Source organism: Variovorax sp. GW821-FHT09B05, assembly GCF_059418265.1.
In genome coordinates this window covers 439313-461978 of record NZ_JBWKPN010000004.1, presented here as the reverse complement: position 1 = coordinate 461978, position 22666 = coordinate 439313, and the positions used below count along the sequence as shown (strand labels likewise).

Annotated in this window: 25 protein-coding genes; 12 read left to right on the top strand and 13 right to left on the bottom strand. The window is 70.9% G+C overall.

The window, feature by feature from the left end; all coding sequences use genetic code 11:
• Positions 1 to 45 precede the first annotated feature (45 nt).
• Together AC07RM_RS13880 and AC07RM_RS13875 are read right to left on the bottom strand one after the other, a co-directional pair.
• Positions 46 to 747 carry an aspartate/glutamate racemase family protein gene (locus AC07RM_RS13880; protein ID WP_495334893.1) on the bottom strand — a complete coding sequence of 234 codons (702 nt, stop codon included), beginning with the start codon at positions 745 to 747 and terminating at the stop codon, positions 46 to 48.
• A gap of 13 nt (positions 748 to 760) precedes the next feature.
• A complete protein-coding gene (locus tag AC07RM_RS13875; protein ID WP_495334892.1) occupies positions 761 to 1750 on the bottom strand; it encodes a Bug family tripartite tricarboxylate transporter substrate binding protein in 990 nt (329 codons plus the stop codon).
• Positions 1751 to 1858: 108 nt separating this feature from the next.
• On the opposite strand from AC07RM_RS13875, the gene AC07RM_RS13870 reads away from it, so the two are divergent.
• Positions 1859 to 2905 carry a helix-turn-helix transcriptional regulator gene (locus AC07RM_RS13870; RefSeq protein ID WP_495334891.1) on the top strand — a complete coding sequence of 349 codons (1047 nt, stop codon included), beginning with the start codon at positions 1859 to 1861 and terminating at the stop codon, positions 2903 to 2905.
• Positions 2906 to 2985: 80 nt separating this feature from the next.
• Here AC07RM_RS13870 and AC07RM_RS13865 read toward each other — a convergent pair whose 3' ends face one another.
• The gene (locus AC07RM_RS13865) at positions 2986 to 3390 is read right to left on the bottom strand and encodes a hypothetical protein (protein WP_296786950.1); all 405 of its coding nucleotides are present in this window, start codon (positions 3388 to 3390) and stop codon (positions 2986 to 2988) included.
• A gap of 195 nt (positions 3391 to 3585) precedes the next feature.
• Here AC07RM_RS13865 and AC07RM_RS13860 point away from each other — a divergent pair, with 195 nt between their 5' ends.
• Both AC07RM_RS13860 and AC07RM_RS13855 read left to right on the top strand, forming a co-directional pair.
• The gene (locus AC07RM_RS13860) at positions 3586 to 3903 is read left to right on the top strand and encodes a helix-turn-helix domain-containing protein (protein WP_495334890.1); all 318 of its coding nucleotides are present in this window, start codon (positions 3586 to 3588) and stop codon (positions 3901 to 3903) included.
• Positions 3900 to 5126 carry a type II toxin-antitoxin system HipA family toxin gene (locus tag AC07RM_RS13855; protein ID WP_495334889.1) on the top strand — a complete coding sequence of 409 codons (1227 nt, stop codon included), beginning with the start codon at positions 3900 to 3902 and terminating at the stop codon, positions 5124 to 5126. The genes AC07RM_RS13860 and AC07RM_RS13855 overlap by 4 nt, the downstream gene beginning before the upstream one ends.
• 16 nt (positions 5127 to 5142) lie before the next feature.
• On the opposite strand, the gene AC07RM_RS13850 is transcribed toward AC07RM_RS13855, so the two are convergent.
• Positions 5143 to 5778, bottom strand: coding sequence for a TetR/AcrR family transcriptional regulator (locus AC07RM_RS13850; RefSeq protein WP_495334888.1), 636 nt, complete (start codon positions 5776 to 5778; stop codon positions 5143 to 5145).
• Positions 5779 to 5874: 96 nt separating this feature from the next.
• Here AC07RM_RS13850 and AC07RM_RS13845 point away from each other — a divergent pair, with 96 nt between their 5' ends.
• Entirely contained in the window at positions 5875 to 6450 is a 576-nt protein-coding gene (locus AC07RM_RS13845; protein ID WP_495334887.1) for a peroxiredoxin-like family protein, read from the top strand.
• On the opposite strand, the gene AC07RM_RS13840 is transcribed toward AC07RM_RS13845, so the two are convergent.
• From AC07RM_RS13840 to AC07RM_RS13830, 3 genes are all read right to left on the bottom strand, one after another.
• A complete protein-coding gene (locus tag AC07RM_RS13840) occupies positions 6360 to 7289 on the bottom strand; it encodes a glutathione S-transferase C-terminal domain-containing protein (protein ID WP_495334886.1) in 930 nt (309 codons plus the stop codon). The two genes, AC07RM_RS13845 and AC07RM_RS13840, sit on opposite strands and share 91 nt — an antisense overlap.
• 11 nt (positions 7290 to 7300) lie before the next feature.
• The gene (gene wrbA, locus AC07RM_RS13835) at positions 7301 to 7903 is read right to left on the bottom strand and encodes an NAD(P)H:quinone oxidoreductase (protein ID WP_495334885.1); all 603 of its coding nucleotides are present in this window, start codon (positions 7901 to 7903) and stop codon (positions 7301 to 7303) included.
• Positions 7904 to 8010: 107 nt separating this feature from the next.
• Positions 8011 to 8907, bottom strand: a complete 897-nt coding sequence (locus AC07RM_RS13830) for a LysR family transcriptional regulator (RefSeq protein ID WP_495334884.1) — start codon at positions 8905 to 8907, stop codon at positions 8011 to 8013.
• Positions 8908 to 9019: 112 nt separating this feature from the next.
• Between AC07RM_RS13830 and AC07RM_RS13825 the strand changes: the two genes are divergently transcribed.
• A complete protein-coding gene (locus AC07RM_RS13825) occupies positions 9020 to 9526 on the top strand; it encodes a DUF2165 family protein (RefSeq protein WP_495334883.1) in 507 nt (168 codons plus the stop codon).
• A gap of 15 nt (positions 9527 to 9541) precedes the next feature.
• On the opposite strand, the gene AC07RM_RS13820 is transcribed toward AC07RM_RS13825, so the two are convergent.
• The 5 genes from AC07RM_RS13820 to AC07RM_RS13800 all read right to left on the bottom strand — a co-directional run bounded on the left by AC07RM_RS13820 (position 9542) and on the right by AC07RM_RS13800 (position 14657).
• The gene (locus AC07RM_RS13820) at positions 9542 to 10468 is read right to left on the bottom strand and encodes a LysR substrate-binding domain-containing protein (RefSeq protein WP_203206582.1); all 927 of its coding nucleotides are present in this window, start codon (positions 10466 to 10468) and stop codon (positions 9542 to 9544) included.
• 117 nt (positions 10469 to 10585) lie between these two features.
• Positions 10586 to 11719, bottom strand: coding sequence for an ABC transporter ATP-binding protein (locus AC07RM_RS13815; protein ID WP_495334882.1), 1134 nt, complete (start codon positions 11717 to 11719; stop codon positions 10586 to 10588).
• On the bottom strand, positions 11716 to 12543 hold the full coding sequence (locus AC07RM_RS13810) for an ABC transporter permease (protein WP_495334881.1): 828 nt from the start codon (positions 12541 to 12543) through the stop codon (positions 11716 to 11718). Before AC07RM_RS13810 ends, AC07RM_RS13815 begins: the two co-directional genes overlap by 4 nt.
• Positions 12540 to 13466, bottom strand: coding sequence for an ABC transporter permease (locus AC07RM_RS13805; protein ID WP_209542168.1), 927 nt, complete (start codon positions 13464 to 13466; stop codon positions 12540 to 12542). The genes AC07RM_RS13810 and AC07RM_RS13805 overlap by 4 nt, the downstream gene beginning before the upstream one ends.
• Positions 13467 to 13481: 15 nt before the next feature.
• Positions 13482 to 14657 carry a polyamine ABC transporter substrate-binding protein gene (locus tag AC07RM_RS13800; RefSeq protein ID WP_495334880.1) on the bottom strand — a complete coding sequence of 392 codons (1176 nt, stop codon included), beginning with the start codon at positions 14655 to 14657 and terminating at the stop codon, positions 13482 to 13484.
• Between the two features lie 243 nt (positions 14658 to 14900).
• Between AC07RM_RS13800 and AC07RM_RS13795 the strand changes: the two genes are divergently transcribed.
• From AC07RM_RS13795 to AC07RM_RS13785, 3 genes are read left to right on the top strand one after another with little or no spacing between them, the layout of a single operon-like run.
• On the top strand, positions 14901 to 15605 hold the full coding sequence (locus tag AC07RM_RS13795) for a DUF1989 domain-containing protein (RefSeq protein WP_495334879.1): 705 nt from the start codon (positions 14901 to 14903) through the stop codon (positions 15603 to 15605).
• Positions 15602 to 16495: a polysaccharide deacetylase family protein gene (locus AC07RM_RS13790; RefSeq protein WP_495334878.1), complete on the top strand. Its 894-nt coding sequence runs from the start codon at positions 15602 to 15604 to the stop codon at positions 16493 to 16495. Before AC07RM_RS13795 ends, AC07RM_RS13790 begins: the two co-directional genes overlap by 4 nt.
• Positions 16483 to 17829, top strand: a complete 1347-nt coding sequence (locus AC07RM_RS13785) for an amidase family protein (RefSeq protein ID WP_495334876.1) — start codon at positions 16483 to 16485, stop codon at positions 17827 to 17829. The genes AC07RM_RS13790 and AC07RM_RS13785 overlap by 13 nt, the downstream gene beginning before the upstream one ends.
• A 25-nt stretch (positions 17830 to 17854) precedes the next feature.
• On the opposite strand, the gene AC07RM_RS13780 is transcribed toward AC07RM_RS13785, so the two are convergent.
• Positions 17855 to 18763 (bottom strand): LysR family transcriptional regulator, encoded by a 909-nt coding sequence (locus AC07RM_RS13780; RefSeq protein ID WP_208512720.1) that lies wholly within the window; start codon positions 18761 to 18763, stop codon positions 17855 to 17857.
• Between the two features lie 141 nt (positions 18764 to 18904).
• On the opposite strand from AC07RM_RS13780, the gene AC07RM_RS13775 reads away from it, so the two are divergent.
• The 4 genes from AC07RM_RS13775 to AC07RM_RS13760 all read left to right on the top strand — a co-directional run bounded on the left by AC07RM_RS13775 (position 18905) and on the right by AC07RM_RS13760 (position 22661).
• Positions 18905 to 19456 (top strand): cupin domain-containing protein, encoded by a 552-nt coding sequence (locus tag AC07RM_RS13775; RefSeq protein ID WP_209542178.1) that lies wholly within the window; start codon positions 18905 to 18907, stop codon positions 19454 to 19456.
• A gap of 20 nt (positions 19457 to 19476) precedes the next feature.
• Complete coding sequence (locus AC07RM_RS13770; RefSeq protein ID WP_495334875.1) at positions 19477 to 20310, top strand: alpha/beta fold hydrolase; 834 nt, start codon at positions 19477 to 19479, stop codon at positions 20308 to 20310.
• Between the two features lie 44 nt (positions 20311 to 20354).
• The gene (locus AC07RM_RS13765) at positions 20355 to 21341 is read left to right on the top strand and encodes a Bug family tripartite tricarboxylate transporter substrate binding protein (RefSeq protein WP_495334874.1); all 987 of its coding nucleotides are present in this window, start codon (positions 20355 to 20357) and stop codon (positions 21339 to 21341) included.
• 87 nt (positions 21342 to 21428) lie between these two features.
• The gene (locus AC07RM_RS13760) at positions 21429 to 22661 is read left to right on the top strand and encodes an MFS transporter (protein ID WP_495334873.1); all 1233 of its coding nucleotides are present in this window, start codon (positions 21429 to 21431) and stop codon (positions 22659 to 22661) included.
• The last annotated feature ends 5 nt before the right edge of the window (positions 22662 to 22666 follow it).

The window sequence follows — 22666 nt, the reverse complement described above, 5'->3', positions numbered from 1 at the left end:
TGTCTCTCTTTCTGGCGATGGAATGAACGGAGGAAAGGAAAAAAATCAGGTGCGCAGCATCTCGCGCACGATGGCGCGCGCATGGATCTCGGTCGCATCGAAGATCGGCGCGCGGCAGCGCAGCCAGGGCCTGGCGTGGCTCAGTTCGGAGCAGCCCAGCACCACGCCCTCGGCGCCGCGCGCCACCAGCGCGTTGCACAAGGTCGAGACCATCAGGCCCTCGTCGCGGCCGGCCTCGCCGCGCGCCAGTGGCCCGAAGATCGCGGCATCGAGGGTGCGGCGCTGGGCCGCGTCGGGCAGCACCAGTTCGAAGCCCGCGCCCTCGCCGAGCAGGCGGCCGAAGAAGGGCGCGTCGAGCGCGAAGCTGGTGGCCAGCACGCCCAGGCGGCGCAGGCCCGGCTGCTCGGCGGCGACGGCATCGCCGGTCTCGCGCGCCACGTGCACCAGCGGCACGCCGGCCGCGGCCTGCACCTCGTCGGCCGCGAAATGACCGGTGTTGGCGAGGATGGCGATCAGCTCGGCGCCCGCGGCGCGCGCCTGCCGCGCGGCCGTCTCCATCTGCGTGCGCGCATCGGCCGGCCGGCCCGCGGCCATGGCCGCATGGATGCAGGCGAAGTCCAGGCTCACGATCACGCAGCGCGCCGAGTGCAGGCCGCCGAGTTCGCGCTGCACGCCTTCGTTGAGCAGCTTGTAGTAGCCGAGCGTGGAGGGCCACGCGACGCCTCCGATCAGGCCCGCGACTTTCATGATGGGAAGGCCCTCAGTCGAGCTTGAAGCCGAGCCGGCGGATCACCGGCGCATAGCGCGCCAGGTCGGCGTCGATGCGCGTCGCGAGCGCCTGCGGCCCGGTCTGGGCCGCGGGCTCGAAGCCGAGCACCAGCAGCTTCTCGACCACGTCGGGCTGGTGCAGCGCCCAGTCCACGCCTTCGCTCACGCGCGCCACGATCTCGGGCGGCAGGCCCCTGGGCCCGACGATGCCGAACCAGACCGAGAAGTCCACGCCCTTGTAGCCCAGCTCCTCGAGCGTGGGCACTTCGGGCTGTCCCGAGAAGCGCCGCGAGGACGCGAAGGCCAGGATCTTCGCGCGGCCCGCCTTCGCGAACTGCACATAGGGCGCGATGCCATCGAAGGCCGCGTCGATGTCGCCCGCGACCGTGGCCTGCGCGACCTCGGCGCTGCCCTTGTAGGGCACGCGCGTGCTCTGGATGCCGGCGCTGCGGTTGAACTCCTCGAGCGCCATCTGCGACAGGATCGCCGCCGCGCCGATATTGACCTTGCCGGGCTCGGCCCGGGCGCGCTTCACGAGCTCGTGCACGTCGGCCACCGCGCCCGGCGCGCCGGCGCGCACGATCACCGCGTTGGGCGAGGTGATCGCGAGCGCCACCGGCGCGAAGTCCTTGCGCGGGTCGTAGGGCAGGCGGTTGTAGAGCGAGGGGTTGAGCACGAAGGTCTGGTCGATCGACCACAGCAGCGTATAGCCGTCGGGCTGGGCCTTCATCAGTTCTTGCGCGCCGATCAGCGTGTTGCCGCCGGGCTTGTTGTCGACCACGATCTGCTGGCCGAGCCGCTCCTGCAACTTCGCTGCGATGAGCCGCGCCGTCACGTCGGCGCCGCCACCCGCCACGAAGGGCACCACCAGCCGGATCGGCCGCGCGGGCCAGGCGGCCTGGGCCGCCGACAACGCCGGCAGCACCAGTGCCAGGGAGGCCGCCGCAAGCCCCAGAAACCGGCAGACACGTCGCACATTCATACCTAAACTCCGCGCTCTATCAAAGTATTGCAACGCTAACGCCGCAGGGCAGGGTTTTCTATGCCGATCCGCTCGCAGACTGTGCCGATCCCTTCGCTGCTCCCGGCCATGCCCCCGGGCGCGCTGCCCGAGGACGACTTCAACGCGGCCCTGGTCCGGCTGCCGGTCGAAAGACCGCTCGCGCTCGCGGGCCTGCACGACGGCGCGAGCCGCGAGGTGCGCTGGCCGCGCGACGGCGGCCGCATCCTGCGGCTGCGCACCATGCCTTGGGAAGGCGCGAGCGCGCTGTACTTCGACTTCCGCCTCAACGACGACCTGCACGTGCAGCTGCCACCCGGCGACGAGCTGCTGGTCACCTTCTTCCTGGCCGGCCACGTCACCGGTCAGATCGGCAGCGCGCAGGGCCGCGCGCTCGATTTCCGCGTCGACCGCGCGCTGCTGCGCACGCCCAACCGCGACGGCGGCTACCTGATCCACATCCCGGGCGCCTGCCGCAACAACTTCGTGCAGTTCCGGCTGCGCCGCGCGCTGCTGCCGCGCTGGCTGCAGGCGCTGGGCGTGCAACTGCCGGCGCGGCAGATGGCCGAACTCGTGGACCGCGACGACGGCCGCGTGCTGTGCAACGCGGCGCTCACGCCGCGCGTGCGCGACTGCCTCGCGCGCATCCGCGACGAGCCCGCCGATCAGCCGGCCTTCGTGCCGCTATTCCATGCGCGCGCGACCGAGCTGCTGACCTGTGTGCTGCTCGACCTGCACCAACTGCTGCGCCCCGCGCGCTCGGGCGCCGAGGAAGGCGCCGACGACGCCGAGGCCACGGTGCGCCGGCTGCGCGCGCTGGTCGGCGAGGCGCCGGCACGCGCCTGGTCGGTCGACGAACTCGCGCAGCGCGTCGGCCTGCGCACGGCGCGGCTCCAGGCGCAGGTGCGCGCGGCTTCGGGGCTGTCAGTGCATGGCCTGCTGGTCGACGAGCGGCTCGCGCTCGCGGCGCGGCTGCTGCGCGACACGCAGCTCGGCGTGCAGGCGGTGGCGGCCGAGGCTGGGTGGGAATGCCACGGGCGCTTCAGCGCGGCGTTCCGGCGCCGGCACGGCATGGCACCGCGCGACTACCGGCTGCGGCATGCGCCGACGGCCGACGCGGCACCGCGCAGGCACTGAACGCTTTCAAGCGCGCCGACGCGAAACCCACATCGGGCGGTGGCCTCGCGAGATCGAACGCGACTCGCGCCTGTTCGCTCTCAGATCTTGAACGAACGCAGCGCCTTCAAGGACTCCGACTTCGACGGCAGGGCCTTCATGGCCCGCGCCTTGAACGGCAGCACCTTCGAAGGCAGCGCCTGGAGTGCCTGCCAACGCGAGGGCGGCGAGCGGCGCGCGTAGACCAGCGCCGCGATCAGGCCCAGGCCCGTGAGCGCGGCGCCGCCCCATGCGACGGCGGGGCTGTGCAACGCGCGGCTGAGGGCCGAGCGTTGACGCTCGGGGTGCGCGGGCGTGCCGGAGGCGGCACGCTCCAGCGGGGTGATGGCGCGTGCGGTGTTGGGGTTTTCCTCGCCTTCGAGGACGGCCCGCGAAATCTCCAGCGGCGTCAGCTCTTCTGCGCTCGGTTCGGACAGGGACCGGGGGGTGTTCGGCTGGATCGTCATTGAAATCTCCGCTTTGCTGATGTGTTGAACGCCAGCCTCTCCCACGCGGGCCGCGGTCGCCTAAGGCGAGCGCCCGGCATTCGCGTAGGCAAAAGCCGCATGCCCGGCCAGGCCGTCGACAGGGACACCCATTTGAATCGCAAGAGCCACTAAAATGGCTTTTATCTTTGAAAACACGACATAAAGACCATAATAATGGCATTTGCTCTGGCACCCGCTACCGAAGTCCTGCAGGCCCTGGGCCAGCGCGTGCGCGCGCAGCGGCTGGCCCAGCAGGTGCCTCAGCGCGAGCTGGCCCAGATGGCCGGCCTCTCCCTGGGTGCGGTGCGCAAGCTGGAAAGCAGCGGCCAGACCTCGCTGGAAACCCTGGTCCGCGCGGTACAGGCGCTTGGCCTGGTGAATGAGCTGGAAGACCTGTTCGTGCTCAAGCGCCAATCCATCGCCCAGATGGAGCAGGCGGAAGCCGTGAGCCAACGACAGCGGGCCACACGCAGACGAGGGGGCCGTTCATGAAACAGCTGGCCGTCCGCTACTGCGGCTGGGGCGAGGACTGGCCGCTGGGCCGGCTGGCCGACGACGGCCACACGCTGCTGTTCGAGTACGCGCCCGAGGCGCTGGGACAAGGGCTGGAACTGTCGCCGCTGCACCTTCCGTTGCGCGCCACGGCCCATGGCGGTTTCCCGCAGCATCTGCACCGCCTGCCCGGCCTGATCGCCGACAGCCTGCCCGACGGCTGGGGGCTGCTGCTGATGGACCGGCTGTTCCGCCAGCAGGGGCTGCGCCATCCCGGACCGCTGGATCGCCTGGCCTTCGTCGGCGACCGCGCCATGGGCGCCCTGCGCTTCGTGCCGGCCACGCCACCCGATGCCGAAGAGCCGGACTGGAACCTGCTGGCATTGGCGAAGGAAAGCGAACGCGCCCTGGCCGGGGAAGCGGGTGCCGCCCTGCGCGAACTGGCGCTGACCGGTGGTTCCCCGCAAGGCGCGCGACCCAAGGCCCTCGTGCAGTACGACGCGGCGTCGGGGCAGGTGAGCACGCGCAGCGACGCCCCGGGCGAGCCCTGGCTGGTGAAGTTTCCTGCCCAGGGGGAGCACAAGGAGGTCTGCGCCATCGAGCAGATGTATGCGCAGCTCGCGCGCGACTGCGGGCTGGAGATGCCGGCCAGTGCATGGTTCGATCTGTCGCCCGCGCTGGCGGCCTTCGGCGTGGCGCGCTTCGATCGCGAACAGGGATTGCGCGCGCCGGTGCAAAGCCTCGCGAGCCTGCTGCACGTGGACTTCCGCATCCCGGGCAGCACGGACTACACCGCCTTGCTGCGCGCCACGCGCTTCCTGACCCGCGACGAGCGCGAGGTCGAGAAGGCCTATGCGCGAGCCGTCTTCAACGTGCTGTTCCACAACCGCGACGACCACCCGAAGAACTTCGCGTGGCGCCTCGAACGCGATCGCCGCTGGCGGCTGGCGCCTGCCTTCGACCTGAGCTTCAGCGAAGGCCCGATGGGGCAGCACCACATGGACATCTGCGGCGAGGCCCGTGCCGTGGAACGGGGCCACCTGATGCGCCTGGCTTCGGAAGGCGGTGTGCCGGCGGCTGCGGCCGAGGCAACCCTCGAACGGATGCTGGCGCAGGCCGCGACCTTCGCGCAACGCGCGACCGACTGTCCGATCCGCCGAGCGACGGTGCGGCAGATGAAAACGACGGTCGACAAGTGCCGCGCGCGGCTCGTGCGCGCTTGATGCGGTGCCTGCGCGATCAACCCGCCTCCAACCCCGCCAGCAACAACCGAAGACTCGCCTGGAATTCATCTTCCGCCGTGCTCCGCATCGCGGCGGAAGCCACGCCGATCAGTTGCGGAAAGCGATCGGCCGGTAGCGCGCGGAAGCGCGCAATGGTGTCCTCGGCCGATTCCGCCGCCTGCAGCGACAGCGGACCCGCCAGCTCGGCCTGCGCCATGCCCGTGACCAGCGCGGAGATGGTCCGGAAGGCCACCAGCAACCGCGTGCCCGAACGACCACTGCGCGCCAGCGCGGCCAGCAGCGCCTCGGCCACTTCGAAGGTCGCGGGGGCGCGGCTGCGGCGGGTCAGGATCAGCGGAATGGCGTGGGGATGCGCACGCACCGCGCGCCACAGCGCGGTGGCGATGGCGCGCACCTCGTCGCCCCATGCGGCGTACGGCCCGCGATCCCAGGCCACCTCGGCGAGCACCGCCTCGATCACCAGCAGATCGATCGCCTCGCGCTGCGGCACGTAGTTGTAGAGCGTCATCGCGCCCGTGCCCAGCTCGGCCGCGAGCGAGCGCATCGAGAGGCCGGCGAGGCCCTCCCTGTCGAGCAGGCGCAGGGCGGCAGCCTGCAGTTGCGCATGCGTGAATCTGGCGGGTCGGCCCATCGCTGCTCCATTGACTTTCTTCGGATGGAACGATTATAGTCTTTTACGTACATCGTACGTATTTTAATTTTCCACCACCTTCCTGCAAGGAATCACATGAAGCTCACCCCGGGTTCCATCGCGCCGGCACTCGTCGCCCGAACGATCCTCGGCCAGTCCGTCCGCATACCGACCGACGGCGCGCCCTACCTGCACCTGCAGTTCCGCCGCTTCGCCGGCTGCCCGGTGTGCAACTTCCACCTGCGCACGATGAGCCTGCGCCAGCCGGAGATCGCCGCGGCCGGCGTGCGGCAGATCGTGTTCTTCCATTCGTCGCCCGAGGAGATGCTCGAGTACCAGGCCCAGCTTCCCTTCGACTGCATCACGGATCCGACGAAGCGGTACTACCGCGCCTATGGCGTCGAGACCTCGTGGCGCGCGGTGCTGCATCCCGGGGTGTTCTGGAGCGGCCTGCGCTGGGTGCTGTCCACCGGCCGCTTCTATCGCAGGGCCGAGAACGGCATCCTGGGCCTGCCGGCGGACTTCCTGATCGACGCTCGGGGTCGCGTGGTGGCCTGCAAGTACGGCCAGCATGCGGACGATCACTGGGAAGTGGACGACCTGCTGAAGCGGGTCGGCGATGCCGCGGCCCCGCCGGTGTCCGGCGCGCCGCGCCCGGGCACCGTCGGCTGAGGCGCGATGCCGGATCGCACGGGCCACGGCAGCTCCGGCCCGCGCGGCACGATCCCCGACGGATTGAGCGTCGGCAGGCTGCGGTAGTAGTGCTGCGCGATGTCGTCCAGCCGCACGGTGTCCGCCACGCCGGGCAGGCCATGCAGGCGTTGCGCGAGCGCCCACAGCCTCGGGTGCTCGAAGGCATGGCGCCAGTTGCACTTGAAGAGCGTGTGGTAGACGCGGTCGAAGCGGACCAGCGTGGTGAAGAGCTGGATGTCCGCCACCGTGAGCCGGTCGCCGAACAGCCACGACGGGCGCGGCGGCAGCCGCTTCTCCAGCAGCGCGAGCGCCGAGAACAATCGCTCGACGGCGCGGTCGTGCGCGTGCTGGGTGGTCGCGAAGCCGGCATCGTAGACGCCATGATTGATCGCCTCGGCGATGAAGCGGCTCAGCGCGCCGAGCTCGGGCTCCAGCGTTGGCGCGAAGAGGCTCGTGCTCGCGCCGCGGCCGAAGCGCCGGTCGATCCAGCGCAGGATCCGCATCGAATCGCGGCTGAGGATGCGATCCGCCCGCGCGTCGTAGAGCATCGGCACAGTGGCGCGCCCTTCGAAGCCGGGCTGCGCGCGGCTGCAGATATCTCGCAGCGTGGTGGCGCCGGTGCACTCGTCCGGCGGATCGAGCACCCAGCCCTGCGGCCCCATCACGGGCTCGACCACGCGGACCGGCAGCCGATGGACCGCCTCCGTCAGCGCGAGCCCGATCAGCACGCGGTGCGCGAAGGGACAGGCATGCGAGACGTAGAGCCGCAGCCCGTCGAGCTCGCCATGCAGCGGCAACGCTTGCGTTTCATCGACCATCGCGGCGCCGCTCAGGCCACGAGCTTGCCGGCGATGGTGGCCACGTGCCGCCCCTGGAAGCGCGCACCGTCGAGTTCCAGCGCCGATGGCCGCCTCGCGTCGTCGCTGCCCGAGAGCGTCGACGCGCCATAGGGCGAACCGCCCGCGACCTCGTCCATGCGATTCAGTCCCGCGAAGCTGTAGGGCAGCCCGACGACCACCATGCCCAGGTGCAGCAGCACCGTGTGGAAGCCGAGGATCGTCGACTCCTGGCCGCCATGCTGCGAACCGGTCGAGACGAACACGCCGGCGGCCTTGCCCACCAGCCGGTTCTCGGACCACAGGCCGCCGGTCTGGTCGATGAAGTTCTTCATCTGCGCGGCCATCGCGCCGTAGCGCGTGGGCGTGCCGAACAGGATGGCGTCGTAGCCGGGCAGTTCGTCCACCGTCGCGATCGGCACGGCGGGGTCGCGCCGGTAGCCCGCGGCCCGCACGGCCTCGTCCGGCACGAGTTCGGGAACGCGCTTGACGTGCACCTCGGCGCCGGCCGCGCGTGCGCCCTCGGCCACGGCGTCGGCCATCGCCTCGACGTGGCCGTAGGAGGAGTAGTAGAGAACCAGGATCTTCGCGGGCATCGCGGCAGCCTTCGTGAGTGGAGTGAAGGCGACGAACTTAGCGACAGGGCCGCGGCGCGGGTAGCCCGGCACGGCGCACAACCGTGTTGCGCGCGGCACAACGGCGATCAGAAACCCATGCGCTGGAAATGGGCCCCGAGGTGCTCGACGACCGCGCGGGCGCGGCCCGGCAGCCGCGCGCTCGAATGGAACAACGCGAACAGCCCGGCCTCGGGCATGCGGAATTCCTCGAGCACGCGCACGAGCCGGCCCGCCCGCACGTCGCTTTCGGTGATGAAGGCCGGCAACCCGACCAGGCCGCGGCCCGCGAGCGCCGCCGCGCGCAACGCGCCGCCATCGTTGGTGCGCAGCCGGCCGCCCGCGCGCACGGCCTTCCATTCGCCGTCTACCAGGAAGCGCCATTGATCGGCCGCGCCCATGTTGGCGTAGGCCAGGCACTCGTGCGCCTCGAGGTCGGCAGGGGTCGACGGGCGTCCGCGCCGCGCGAGGTAGTCGGGGCTGCACACCACCGCGCGATGGATGGTGCCGAGCCGACGCGAGACCAGGGTCGAGTCCTTGAGCTCGCCGATGCGCAGCGCCAGGTCGAAGCCGCCGCCGACGATGTCGGCATAGCGGTCGTTGAGATCGATGTCGATCTCCAGTCCCTCGTGCTGCGCCATCAGCTCGGCGATGGCCGGCAGCACGTGCAGCACGCCGAGATTGGTGGGCGCGGTGATGCGCACCAGCCCGCGCACGGCCGCCGCGCCGCGCGAACTCGCATCGACCGCATCGTCGAGGTCCTCGAGCGCCTTGCGCGTGCGCTCCTGGAAGCCCGTGCCCAGTTCGGTGAGCGTCACGGCATGCGTGGTGCGATGCACCAGCTGCACGCCGAGCCGCCGTTCGAGCGCGCCGACGCGGCGGCTCAGCACCGACTTCGACAGTCCGAGCCGCTGCGCGGCCTTGGTGAAGCTTCCCGTTTCGGCAACGAGCAGGAAGGCTTCGAGTTCTTCCAGAGGGGGACGCATGGGGTGACCTGGGTGGGCTGTTGCGCGGCCAGCAACATCGTGTTGGCGCGGGCGCGCCGCCTTCGCGGCGGTGCGGCTTCTACATTCTCGCCATCCCTTTCAAGGAGTGCATGTGGATCCAGAAATCTCGGTGTGGATGTTCCAGCTCGCGGTCGCGGCCGGCCTGGCGGCGTGGATGAGCGTCGCGGTCCTCAACAACCTGCAGGCCTTCCAGGCCTCCGCCGGCGCCATCGGTCTCACGATGGGCATGGTGCTGCTGCGCGAGCCGCCGTTCGACACGCTGCCGCTGCGGCGACGCGCGATCGCATCGTCGGCCGTGCACCGGGTCGCGCTGCTCGGCGTGATCGCACTGCAGGCGGCGAGCGCGCTGGCATTGCTGGCGGGCACGCTGCTGATCGCCTGCGAGCCGCTGCGCTTCGCTTCGGCTTCCGCCCTCGCCTGCCTCAACCTCGGGCTCGGCGCCTTCGTGCTGTGCTGGGCGGCGATGTGCGTCGCGGGGCTGTGGTTCGGGGCCTGGATCCGGCAGGAAGGCCTGTTGCTCACGCAGCTGCTGCTCGGCTGCTGGGGCCTGCTGGGCTTCGCCGTGCTCAACCTGCCATCGGCACTGGCGCGCGCCTGATGGAGCCCGCGCGCTTCACTCGGCAACCGGCATCAACCCCGCCAGCCATCCCTCCACCCGCCGCAGCGTCTCGATCTTCGGGTTGTCGGCGCGCGAAACGCACTGGTACTGCAACCCATCGAGCGATTCGGCGCAGACCCGCAGCAGCCGGCCCGCGGCCTCGTCCCGGCTCACCAGCAGGTTGCTGACCAGCGCCACGCCCGCGCCGTCGATCGCGGCCTGCAGGGCATGGCTCTCCTCGCTGAACAGCACGCATCGGCCCTCGTCGAAACCGGCCACGGCCGCATGCTGCATCCAGCGCGGCCAGGTCGGCCCGCGCAGCGCGGGGTTCTTCCACGCATAGCTCAGCAGGCGCTCGTTCGACAGCTGCGCCGCCGCGATCGGCAGCGCGCGGCCGGCCACCCAGGCCGGCGAGGCACAGGCGAAGTAGCGGTCGGTGTACAGCGGCACGGCGCGCAGGCCGGGCGCGAGCGCGGGGCTCGCGGCATCGGCCGGCGGTCCGTAGCGCACGGCCAGGTCGACCTCGCCGCGCGCGACGTCGGCCAGGCGCTCGGTGGCATCCACGGTCAGCTGGATCTCGGGATGCGCGTCGTGCAGGCCGGCCAGCGACGGGATCAGGATCTTCGAGGCGAAGGCGGGCGTGACGCTGACCGAGATCGAATGGCTGACCTCGCTGAGTTCGCCGACCGCCTGCGCGAGCCGGTCGAAGCCGTCACGCAGCACCGGGAACAGGCGCCGGCCGGGCTCGGTGAGGCTGATGGCGCGCGGCGTGCGATCGAACAGCCGCATGCCGACCAGGCTCTCGAGATGCCGGATCTGGTGGCTGATGGCAGTCGAGGTCACGCACAGCTCCTCGGCCGCAGCCTTGAAGCTCAGGTGGCGCGCGGCCGCCTCGAAGGCGCGCAGCGCGTTGAGCGGTGGGAGCTTGCCGCGGGTGGCCATGGTGCGGTTCGGGCTGGATGAGGAGAAAAACCGAGGCCGGGGCGGCGCCGATGCGGGCCCATCGTATCGGCGGCGGGCCCGCGGCGCATCCGGTGCGTCCCGCAGGCGCGCCCTCGCTCAGTGGGCCGCGTGCGGCCGCTGCACCAGGTGGCAGTCCTCGGGATGCCACGAGGCGTAGAACTGGCGCCCCACGTCGAGCTCGATCTCCTCCAGGTCCTTGGCGTTGAGCTGCACCACGATCTGCTTGCCGCCCGAGGTCTCGAGGTGGCCGTTGACCGTCGAGCCGATGAACTCCTCGCCCACCAGGGTGCAGGCGACCTCGTTGGTGGCCCAGCCCGGTTGCGCGGTCAGCGAGATGCGGTCGGCGCGCACCACCAGGTCGATCGCCGCGCCGGCCGCGAGCGCAGCGCCGCCCTGCGCGCCCGCCTCCGCGGTGAAGCGGCCCTCGGGCGTGCGCAGCTCGAGCCGCGAGCCGTCGCGCGCGACGACGTCGGCCTGGAAGATGTTGTTGCCGCCGAGGAACTCGGCCACGAAGCGCGAGGCCGGCCGATGGAACACCTCCATCGGCGCGCCGCACTGCGCCACCTCGCCGTTGGCCATGATCACCACGCGGTCGGCCATGGCGAAAGCCTCCGAATGGCTGTGCGTGACGTAGACGAAGGCAATGCCCAGCTCGCGCTGCAGCCGGGTCAGCTCGCCCTGCATCTTCAGCGACAGGTGATGGTCGAGCGCGCTCAGCGGCTCGTCGAGCAGCAGCAGCGGCGGCTCGGTCACCAGCGAGCGCGCGAGCGCGACGCGCTGGCGCTGGCCGCCCGAGAGTTCGTCGACGCGGCGCTGCGCGAAGTCGGCCAGGCCCAGGCGCGCGAGCCAGTCGGTGGCGCGCCGGCGGCGCTCGGCGCGGCCCACCTTGCGCATGCGAAGGCCGAACTCCACGTTCTCGATCACGCTGAGGAACGGGAACAGCGCGAGGCTCTGCCACACCATCGGCGTGTCGCGCTGCCAGGGCGCGAGGTCGCGCACTTCCTCGCCGTTGAGCCGGATCGATCCGCTGCTCGGGTTCTCGAGGCCCGCGAGCATGCGCAGCGTGGTGGTCTTGCCGCAGCCGCTCGGTCCCATGATCGCGACGAACTCGCCGCGCGCGATCTCGAGGTCGACGCCGCTCACGGCCATCACGCCGCCATAGGACTTGGAAACGCCGCTCAGTTGCACCAGCGGTGCGCGGCCGGATTCGGGGACGGGGGAGGAAGTCATGGCGTGGTGCCCTCTTTGCGTGGACGCGATGGAATGCGCTGCGATATGCGCTGGTTCAGCAGCACCTGGGCGATGCCCACGAGGCTGATGCTGACGATGAAGACCAGGGTGCCGATGGCGTTGATGCGCGGACTCACCTGTCCCTGGAGGAAGCCGAGCACGCGCACCGGCAGCGTCTCCTCGAGCCCGCCCACGAACCAGGCGATGGCGAACTCGTCGAAGGACACGGCCATGGTGAGCAGCCAGGCACCGAGCATGGCCGGCGCGGCGAAGCGCAGCATCACGTGCCACAGCGCGCGGCCCGGGCCGGCGCCGAGGTTCCAGGCCGCGGCTTCGAGCGAGGCATCGATCTGCGACAGCCGCAGCCGGATCAGCGCCACCGCGAACGGCGTGCAGATCACGACATGCGCGATCACGATCGAGAAGCGGCCGCCGGCCAGTCCGATGCGCGAGAGGTAGGCCAGCATCGCGAGCCCGAGGATGATCGCGGGCACGGTCGGCGGCAGCAGCCCGAGCGCGAGGTACAGCCGCTGGCCGAAGAAACGGTAGCGGTAATCCGTGTAGGCCGCGGCGAAGCCGATCAGCGTGGCCAACGTGGCCGAGGCCAGGCTCACCACGATGCTGTTGACCAGCGCCTCGCGCACCAGCTCGTCGCCGAACACGGCCTCGTACCACTCGAGCGTGAACGATCCCAGCGGCAGGGTCGGGAAGCGGTCGGAGTTGAACGAGAACACGAAGCTCGCGCCGATGGGCGCGAACAGGAACGCGAGCACCGCCACCACGTAGGCCGCGAGCAGCGGCCGCACCCAGCGCGCGGCGCTCATTTGCGCCCCCGGTAGGCGTACGAAGTCATCGCCAGCGCCACCGCCATCAGCGTGGCGATCATCAGCACGGCCAGTACCGCGGCGCGCGGCCACTGCTGGCCGGCCTTGGTGGTGTCGATGATCAGCAGGCTCATGGTGGGCGCGGTGCCGCCGCCGAGGTACAGCGGCGAGACGAAATCGCCGAAGGCGAAGATGAAGCAGAACAGCGCCGCCACCACCAGGCCCACGCGCGCGGCCGGGATCACGACCTGGAACACGCTGCGCAGCGGCGCGCAGCCGAGGTTGCGCGCGGCCTCGACCTGGCTGCGGTCGACCAGCAGCAGGCTCATGGTCTGGATCAGCACCACCAGCGGCAGCGTGAGCGTGAGGTAGCCGATCTGCGTGCCCAGCGCGGTGTTGAGCATGCGCGCCGGACCGAGCCCCAGCGCGCCGAGCAGCGCGTTGATCACGCCCTCGTCGCTCAGGAAGATCTGCCAGGCATAGACGCGCACCAGGTAGCTGGTGAAGAAAGGGATCACCAGCAGGAACATGCACAGCCGCCGCCGGCGTTCCGAGAGCTGGAAGGCGATCGCGAACGAGGCCGGGAACGCGATCAGCGACGCCAGCACGGTGGCGAGCAGCGCGTAGCCGAAGGTGCGCGCATAGGTCTGCCACACATGCGGCTGGCCGAGCATGCGCTCCCAGTTGATCCACGCGAAGGCGGGCTCGATGCGGAAGTCGCGCACGGTCCAGAAGCTCAGCACCAGCAGGAACAGCAGCGGGCCGAGGAAGAAGGCCAACTGCCACGCGGGCAGCGGCAGCGCATGCAGCAGCGCGAAGCGGCGCCGGCGCGCGCGCTCGTGCCGGGCTGCCTTCGCCCGGTCGGTGGCGACCGGGGTCGTCGCTGGCAACGGCGGGCCCGCCGTGGAAGTGAGGGTGTTCATGGCGTGCTCCCCGGCTCAGGCGTTCTTGTAGCGCGACCAGAAATCGCTCCAGTCCTCGAGCGACTGGCGCACCGGCAGCGCGCGGTTGGTGATGCGGCCTTCGCGGATGTCGTCCATCGCGTTGCGCTTGCCGGGCTCCATGCGCGAGCGCTTCGCCTCCTGCGGCTGCTGCTGCGCGAGCAGTTCCCAGCCCTTGCGGTTGGGCACCAGCGCGGGATAGGCCTGCATGGTGGCCGAGCGCACCTGCCCGGCCGGCGAGGCCATGTACTGGATGAAGGCACGGGCCAGCTCGGCCTTCCTCGAGCCCTTGCCGATCGAGAACGACTCGGTCCACTGCAGCCCGCCTTCGTCGGGCAGCACGGTGCGCACGGTGGCGCCGTTCTTCTCGAGCACGCCGGTGATCCAGTCGCCGATGCCGGCCATCAGCACCATCTGGCCGTTGCGCAGCGAGGCGAAGGTGCCGCCGTAGTCGAAGAAGCCGCCGACATTGCGGCGCATGCCCATCATCTGCTGCTGCACGCGGCCCCAGGCGGCGGCATCGATGTCGAAGGGCTTGCGCTGGCCGTCGAGCAGGCTGGCCTGGCCGATGCTCGGCAGGTGCCAGTCGAAATGGCCGACCCGGCCCTTGTACTTGGGATCGGCATAGACCTTGTAGCTGCGCGCCTCCTTCTCGCTCACGGCCGTGGTGTTGTAGGCCACGCCGAGGAAGCCGAAGCGGATCATCACCGCGTAGAGCCGGTCGCCGTCCCAGTGGCCGGGGAAGCGATGGAACTCGGGAAAGAAGTCGTCGAACGGATAGTCGGCCGGCTGCAGCCGCTCGACATGGCCCGCGCGCACCAGCTGCTGCACGTACTCGGCGTCGGCCTGGATCAGGTCGTAGGTGCCGGGCGGCGACTGCGAGATCAGCGCGAGCATGTTGTCGCCGCCCACGTAGTACTTGGGGCGGATCTTCACGTTGTGCTGCGCCTCGAACTCGGCCACCACGTCCTTCTCGGCATGGCCGTACCAAGCGAGCATGGTGAGTTCGGTGGGCTTGGCCTGCGCGAAGGCACGCTGCGCGAGGCCGGGCAATGCCAGCGCGGCACCGGCCGCGGCCGCGCCGCGGATCAGCCGACGCCGCGCGGTTTGCACGGCGCTCGCGTCGTCGGGCGAAGCCGGTGCGTCGGACACGGCGAAAGGAGGATTCTTCATGGACTTGTCTCCGGGGGTTCGGTTCGTCGAAGGCCGCGATGGATGCGGCCGGGGTCGAAGCTTCGGGGCCGCGGGCCGCGGCGACAACTGATGAGTTCTCGGCGTCGGGCTGAGATTTGTTCGTCGTGGCACCTGCGCACGGGCCATGGGTGAGCGGGGCTCATCCCCGGCTGAGAAATTCCCGTTTGTCGCGACCACGGTCCGCGCGAACACTCGCCGCCACGCACCACGGAGACGAAGCGCATGGACTGGATCAATCCCCACTACACCGACAACGGCCACGCCGACGGCGAGAACGACACGCTGCACACGCCGATCTCGCCCGACGGCACGCCCGAGCCCGGGCAGCTCTACACCCTGCCCGCGCGGCAGGGCCGCGCGGTCGCGCTGCGGCGCGGCCAGCAGCTGGCGCTGGTCAACACGCACGGCACCCAGGTCTGCGACCTCTGGGCCTTCTGCCGCGATGGGCTGCACGAGGCGCTGTCGATGGAGCACCTGCGCGCCGGCCTCGGCCGCACCACGCCGCGCGTGGGCGACGAACTCCTCACCAACCGCCGCCGCGCGATCCTGCGGCTGGTGGAGGACAGCTCGCCCGGCGTGCACGACACGCTGATCGCGGCCTGCGACCTGCCGCGCTACCGCGCGCTGGGCGTGCACGGCTACCACGACAACTGCAGCGACAACCTGCGCCTGGCACTGCGCGCCATCGGCCTTCGCACCACCGAAGTGCCCGCGCCCTTCAACGTATGGATGAACAACCCCGTGGCCGCCGATGGCACCATCGGCTGGGCGCCGCCGGTGTCCAGGCCCGGCGATCGCACGGTGTTCGAGGCTTGCCTCGACTGCGTCGTCGTGATGTCGGCCTGCCCGCAGGACATGGTGCCGGTCAACGGCGCCGACTGCGTGCCGAAGGCTCTGCAGTTCCGAGTGACGGGGGCCGCCGCATGAGCAGTTCGACGACCAAGGAGATCCTCTGCGCCTACAGCGTGGACTTCGATGCCGTGGCCGGCTGGCTCGGTTCCTACGGCGGCCAGGATTCGCCCAGCGATGTGTCGCGCGGCTTCTTCGCGGGCGAGGTCGGCGTGCCGCGCCTGCTGAAGCTTTTCGCGAGCCGCGGCATCGCCACCACCTGGTTCATGCCCGGGCACTCGATCGAGAGCTTTCCCGCGCAGGCGCGCGCCGTGGTCGAGGCCGGCCACGAGGTCGGCCTGCACGGCTACACCCACGAGAACCCCACCGCGATGAGCCGCCAGCAGCAGGCCGACGTGCTCGACCGCTGCATCGCGCTGATCACCGACCTCACCGGCCGCGCACCGGTGGGCCACAACGCGCCCTGGTGGGAGTTCAGCGCCGACACGCTCGAGCTTCTGCTCGAACGCGGCATCGTCTACGACCACAGCCTGATGCACCGCGATTTCGAGGCCTACTTCCTGCGCCGCGGCGACCGCTGGACGCCGATCGACTACGGCCAGCCCGCCGCGAGCTGGATGAAGCCGGTGGAGCGCGGCACCGAGACCTCGCTGCTCGAGATCCCCGCCAACTGGGAGCTCGACGACATGGAGGCACTGCTCTACATCAAGTCCTTCGCCAACGCGCAGGGCTACGTGGGCGCGCGCAACCTCGAGGTGCAATGGCGCGACCAGTTCGATTACGTCTGGCGCGAATACGACTTCGCGGTGTTCCCGATGACCATCCATCCCGACGTGTCGGGCCGCGCGCAGGCGGTGCTGATGCACGAGCGGCTGATCGACTACTTCCTGAGCAAGCCCGGCGTGCGCTTCTGCACCTTCGCCGAGATCGACCGGCGCGTGCGCGAACGGATGGCATGCGGCGCCTGACGGTCGCGGGCCTCGCGGCGGATTTCCGAAGCGGCGCGCGCGGGCCATCGGAGGTGCTCGACACCTGCCTCGCGGACGCGGCGCTGCCCGCGGCGCGGTCGGTCTTCATCGCGACCACCGCCGAACGCGCCCGCGTCGAAGCGGCCGCGGCCGACGCGCGCCTGGCGCGCGGCGCGGCCCTGGGCCCGCTCGATGGCGTACCCGTGTCGTGGAAGGACCTGTTCGATCTCGAGGGCCTGCCGACCACCGCCGGCTCGCGCGTGCTGCCGTCGGCGCCGCGCCCCGCCGACGCAGCGGCCGTGGCCCGCCTGCGCGCGGCCGGCGCGGTGTGCGTGGGCAAGACCAACCTCAGCGAATTCGCCTTCTCGGGCTTGGGCCTGAACCCGCATTTCGGCACGCCCGCCAATCCTTTCGGCAGCCAGGCCGAACCGCGCGTGTGCGGCGGCTCCTCGAGCGGCGCGGCGGCCTCGGTCGCGCTGGGGCTGTGCGCGGTCGGCATGGGCACCGACACCTCGGGCTCGGTGCGCGTGCCGGCCGCCTTCACGGGCCTGTGCGGATTCCGCGCGAGCCGCGGCCGCTATCCGATGGCGGGCCTGCAAGGCCTGTCGCCGCTGCTCGACACCCTCGGCGTGCTCGCGCGCAGCGTGGAGGACATCGCGCGGGTCGACGCGGTGCTTGCCACCCGCACGCCGCCGGACGAGGACATCGGCCCGCTGCGCATCGTGCTGCTCGACGACTTCATGGACGACACGGTGGACGCGGCGCAGCGCGCCCACTGCCTCACGCTGTTCGAGCGGCTGCGCCGCTCCGGCTTCGCCGTCTCGCGCGGTCGCTCCGCGCCGCTGACCGCCGCGCGCGAGGCCATGGCGCGCCACGGCACGGTGGTGGCCGCGCATGCCTTCCATCGCCGTCGCGCGCTGCTCGACGGTCCCGCGGCCGCGCGCATCGATCCGCACATCCGCGCACGCCTGGAAAGCGCGCGCGGCTTCCTCGCGGCCGACTACCTCGCGCTGCTCGCGGCGCGCGACAGCGGCCTGCGCGCGCTGCGTGCCTGTGCGCCCGGAACGCTGTTCATGTTCCCCACCACGCCCATCGTCGCGCCCACGATCGACCACGCCTCGGATCCCGCGCGGCACGCGGCCCTCAACGCACGCGCGCTGGCCCATTGCATGGTCGGCAGCCTGCTCGACATGCCGGGCATCGCGATGCCCAGCGGCTTCGATGCCCAGGGCCTGCCCACCAGCGTGCTCTTCAGCATGCCGCGCGGCCGCGATGCGGAGCTGCTGCGCGCCTGCGCGCGCATCGAGGCGATATCCGCCGCCGAGGCCGCCTGAGCCGACGCGGCGCCGGCCGCATCGCTCAGGCGTCGCGCGCGCAGGCCAGCATCAGCTCGCGCAGCCACTCGTGCGCCGGCGAATGGTCGGTGCGCGGATGCCAGACCATGCGCACGTCGAACAGCGGCAGGTCCAGCGGCAGGTCGAAGGCCTCGACCTCGGCCATGCGCGACATGCGGCGTGCGAGCCGCGCCGGCACGCTGGCCACCATGTCGGAGGTCTCGAGCACGAAGGGCAGCGCGAGGAAGCTCGGCTTGATCATCTGCACGCGCCGACGCAGGCCGTGCGGCTCGAGCGCGGCATCGATCTGCACGTTGTAGATCTGCGAGGCGTCGGGCTCGATCGTCACGTGCGGCAGCGCGCAGAACGAAGGCACGTCGAGCGCCGCGCCATGCACGGGGTGCGAGCGCGCGGCCAGGCCCAGGAAGCGGTCGGAGAACAGCTTGCGGCCCTTGACGTAGGTGGGCGCGTTCGGGAAGTAGGTCAGCGCCAGGTCGAGCTCGCCGGCCGCCATCATCTCGCCGAAGTGATGCGGGTTGGTCTGCAGCATGTGCACCCGCACGCCCGGCGCCTCCTGGCGGATGCGGCGCATGACCGAGGGCATCATCAGCAGGTCGATGTAGTCGATGACGATAAGCCGGAACACCTGCGTCGAGGTCGCGGGGTCGAAGCGCACGGGCTCGGTCAGGCGCTCGAGCGCGGCGATCGCCTCCTGCACGCGCGGCCACAGCACGAGCGCGAGCTCGGTCGGCATCCAGCCGGTGCCGGCGCGCATCAGCAGCTCGTCGCCCAGCAGGTCGCGCAGCTTGGCGAGCGAGACGCTCATCGACGACTGGCTCATCTCGAGCCGCTCGCCCGCGCGCGTGACGTGCCGCTCGCGCATCAGCGCATCGAAGGCACGCAGCAGGTTCAGGTCGAGGTCTTGCAGCTTCATCGGGGGCGATAGCGGGGCGCGGGCGGGTAAACCCGCATGGATCATCATGAACGCGATGCCGGGCATCGGCGGCTTCGATGGACCGCGCGGCCGCGGCCTCGAATACTGGCGGCCATTATTCACTCCGCCAGAAAGATCGCCATGGCCATTCCCCAGATCCGTGTCACCCGCGAAGAGATGCGCCAGCGCGTCGCCTACTTCAAGGACCTCAAGGGTTTCGACGGCGGGCTGCCCGACAGCCGCCATCCGAGCGCCGAGCGCAAGCTCTACAACGCGGTGGGCTTCCAGCCGCCGCGCGGCAAGGGCGGCGACGAGGTGGTCTCGCCGGTCGGCGCGCAGGCGGCCGAGAACGCCGCCATCCGCATCAGCGAGGGCTTCAACCTCGGCTTCTGCGAAGCGAAGCCCGGCAAGGGCCCGATGATGCACAACCACGACACCAACGAGACCTTCATGCCGCTCACGGGCCGCTGGCGCTGTTCGTGGGAGCTCGACGGCCGCGAGGAGTACTTCGACGTCGGGCCGTGGGACATCTTCTCGTTCCCGGCCGGCGTCAACCGCCGCTTCGAGAACATCACGCACGAGGAGCCGGGCAAGACGCACTTCCTGATGTTCGTGATCGGCGGCAACGCGCCCGAGGCGGACTTCACCGAAGAAGCAAAGAAGACGCTGCGCGAAGAAGGCCTGCTGGCCTGATGCGCGCGACGGCCCACCGCATGACAACGATCGCCGAAGACCTGCCCGCGATGCCCGAGGCCCTGCATCGCTTCGTCGCCGCGCAGCCGCTGCATCGCTTCACCGACACGCGGGGTTTGGCCTGGTCGCTGCGCGACAGCGGCGCGCGCGGCGACACGGCCACCGCCGAGCCGCCGCCGCTGGTCCTGCTGCCGGGCGCGCTGGGCAACGGCGACAGCGCCTGGCGCATCGCGCAGGCCTTCGCCGCCGAGCGCCGCGTGCTGAGCATCACCTACCCGGGCGGCGTCGCGCCCGAGCTGCTCGCGCTCGGGCTCGAGGAACTGCTGCGCGAACGGCGCACCGGCGCGGTCGCGCTCTGGGCCTCGTCGTACGGCGCCTGGTGGGCGCAGGCCTTTGCACTGCGTTTTCCTGATCAGGTGGCGGCGCTCTGGCTCGGCAACACCTTCGTCGACGGGCGCGACGTGGCGCAGCATCCGCTGTTCGACGCGGGCTGGCTCGCGGCCAGCGACAGCGCCACCGTGATCGCGCGCTGGGACCAGGCGCTGCGCGCGCGGCCCGACGACCTGCTGCGCGCGGTGCAGCTGCACATGCTGCATGCCGGCCTGCCCGCTTCGGACTTCCACGGACGGCTGCGCCAGGTGGCGGGGGCGGCCGAGCTGCCGGCGCCGCAGGCGATCGCCAACACCGTGGTCTTCGAATGCGAGGACGACGCGATCATCGCGCCCGCGACCCGTGCCCGCGTGCGGGCGCGCTATCCGAAGGCCCGCCATCTCGCGCAGGCGCAGGGCGGCCACTACCCGCACATCGTCGCGGCCGAATTGCTGGTCGAGCGCATGCGCGACTGGCTGCAATGACAACACTCATGACACCTGCATCGACCCACGCTGAGGAGTTCCCCATGCCCGTCTCTCGTTCCCGGCGCCTCGCGCTCCAGCGCCTGGGCCTCGCGGCCCTGGCCGCCACCACGGGCCGCGCGGCCTTCGCGCAGGCCGCCTGGCCCACCAAGCCGATCAAGCTCGTCGTGCCGTTCTCGGCCGGCGTGTCGCCCGACGTGGTGGCGCGCATCCTCAGCGAGCCGCTGGGCCAGGCGCTCGGGCAGCCGATCGTCATCGACAACCGCGCCGGCGCGGCCGGCATCATCGGCGCCGAGGTCGCGGCGCGCAGTCCCGGCGATGGCTACACCCTCTTCATGACCGTCAACTCGATCATGGGGATCAATCCCAACGTCTACGCCAAGCTGCCCTACGACACCTTCCGCGACTTCGCGCCCGTGACGCAGGTCGCGCTGGTGCCCTATGTGCTGATCACCGGCCCGGGCCAGCCCGACGCCAGCCTGCGCGAGCTGCTGGCGCGCGCCAAGGCCAAGCCGGGCTCGGTCGACTACGGCTCGCTCGGCGTGGGCTCGGGCCCGCACGTGGTGATGGAGATGATGAACAACATGGCCGGCGTGCAGATGGTGCACGTGCCCTACAAGGGCAGCCCGCTGGCCGACGTGATGGCCGGCCAGATGCCGATCGCCTTCGAGCCCGCGACCACGGCGATCCCGCTGGTGCGCAGCGGCAAGCTCCGCGCGCTCGCGGTGACGAGCGCCAGGCGCAGCGCGCTGCTGCCCGAGGTGCCGGCCGTGGCGGAACTGCTGCCCGGCTACGACGGCGACGGCTGGCAGGGCTTCTACGTGCCGGCCGCGACGCCCAAGCCCATCGTCGCGCGCTACAACCAGGAGTTGGTGAAGATCCTGCGCAACCCCGAGGTGCAGCGCAAGCTCACCGAGCTGGGGCTGGTGCCGGTGGGCAATTCGGTCGAGCAGTTCGGCGCGATCTCGCGCAGCGAGTTCGAGAAGTGGGGACGCATCGCGAAGGCGAATCGGATACGCATCGACGGCTAGCGCAGCCAATCGCGCCATCTTTGTTACTCCCCTTGTCACGTGCACGGGGGTAACCTGAGCCCTCGTTGAACCCATCGAGGACTCACCATGACTTCCTGGCCCGATGCAATGCGCACCCACTACCGCTGGATCATCGTGGCCGCGGGCGGCGCCCTCGGCTGCGTGGCGATCGGCGGGCTGTTCTCGCTGCCGGTGTTCCTGCGGCCGATCGCGCAGGACACCGGCTGGTCGAGCACCGGCATCTCCACGGCGATGACGCTCGCCTTCGTGGCGCTGGCGCTCGGCAGCATCGCCTGGGGCGCCCTCAGCGACCGCGTGGGTCCGCGCCTCGTGGTGCTGGTGGGTGCCGTGCTGCTCGCGCTCGGGCTCGCGCTGGCCAGCCTGGCGACGTCGCTGCTCGCCTTCCAGCTGCTGTTCGGCGTGGTCGTCGGCATCGGCGCGGCGGCGATCTTCGCGCCGATGATGGCCTGCGTGACCGGGTGGTTCGACACGCACCGCAGCCTGGCGGTGTCGCTGGTGTCGGCCGGCATGGGCGTGGCGCCGATGACCATGTCGCCGCTGGCCGCGTGGCTCGTGCAGACGCACGACTGGCGCAGCGCGCTGCAGATCATCGCGGCGCTGGCGGCGGTCACCATGATTCCCCTGGCCCTGCTGGTGCGCCGTCCGCCGGCGCTGCTGCAGGCCGCCTCCGCCGCGGCACCGGAGGCCTCGCGCGAATCGTCGCTGTCCGTCGCGCAGGCGCTGCGCTCGCCGCCCTTCCTGATCCTGGTGCTGACCAGCTTCCTGAGCTGCGCCACCCACTCGGGGCCGATCTTCCACACCGTGAGCTATGCGGTCACCTGCGGCATTCCGCTGATGGCCGCCGTGTCGATCTACAGCATGGAAGGACTCGCGGGCCTGGGCGGGCGCCTCGTGTTCGGGCTGCTGGGCGACCGGTTCGGCGCGGCGCGCGTGCTGGTGCTGGCGCTGCTGGCCCAGGCGATCGTGGTGCTGGGCTACGTGTTCGCGCGGCAGCTGGGCAGCTTCTACACCGTGGCCGCGCTGTTCGGTTTCACCTACGCGGGCGTGATGCCGCTGTTCGCGGTGATCGCGCGCGACAACTTCCCGCTGCGCATGATGGGAACGGTGATCGGGAGCACCACGATGGCCAGCAGCCTCGGCATGGCACTGGGCCCGGTGCTGGGCGGCCTGATCTACGACACGTACTCGAGCTACGCGTGGCTGTTCATCGGCGCGTTCTCGCTGGGCATCGGCGCCTTCCTGGCCGCCTTCGCGTTCACGCGGCTGCCGCGGCAACGGCCGATCGCCGCGGCCGCCTGAACGGC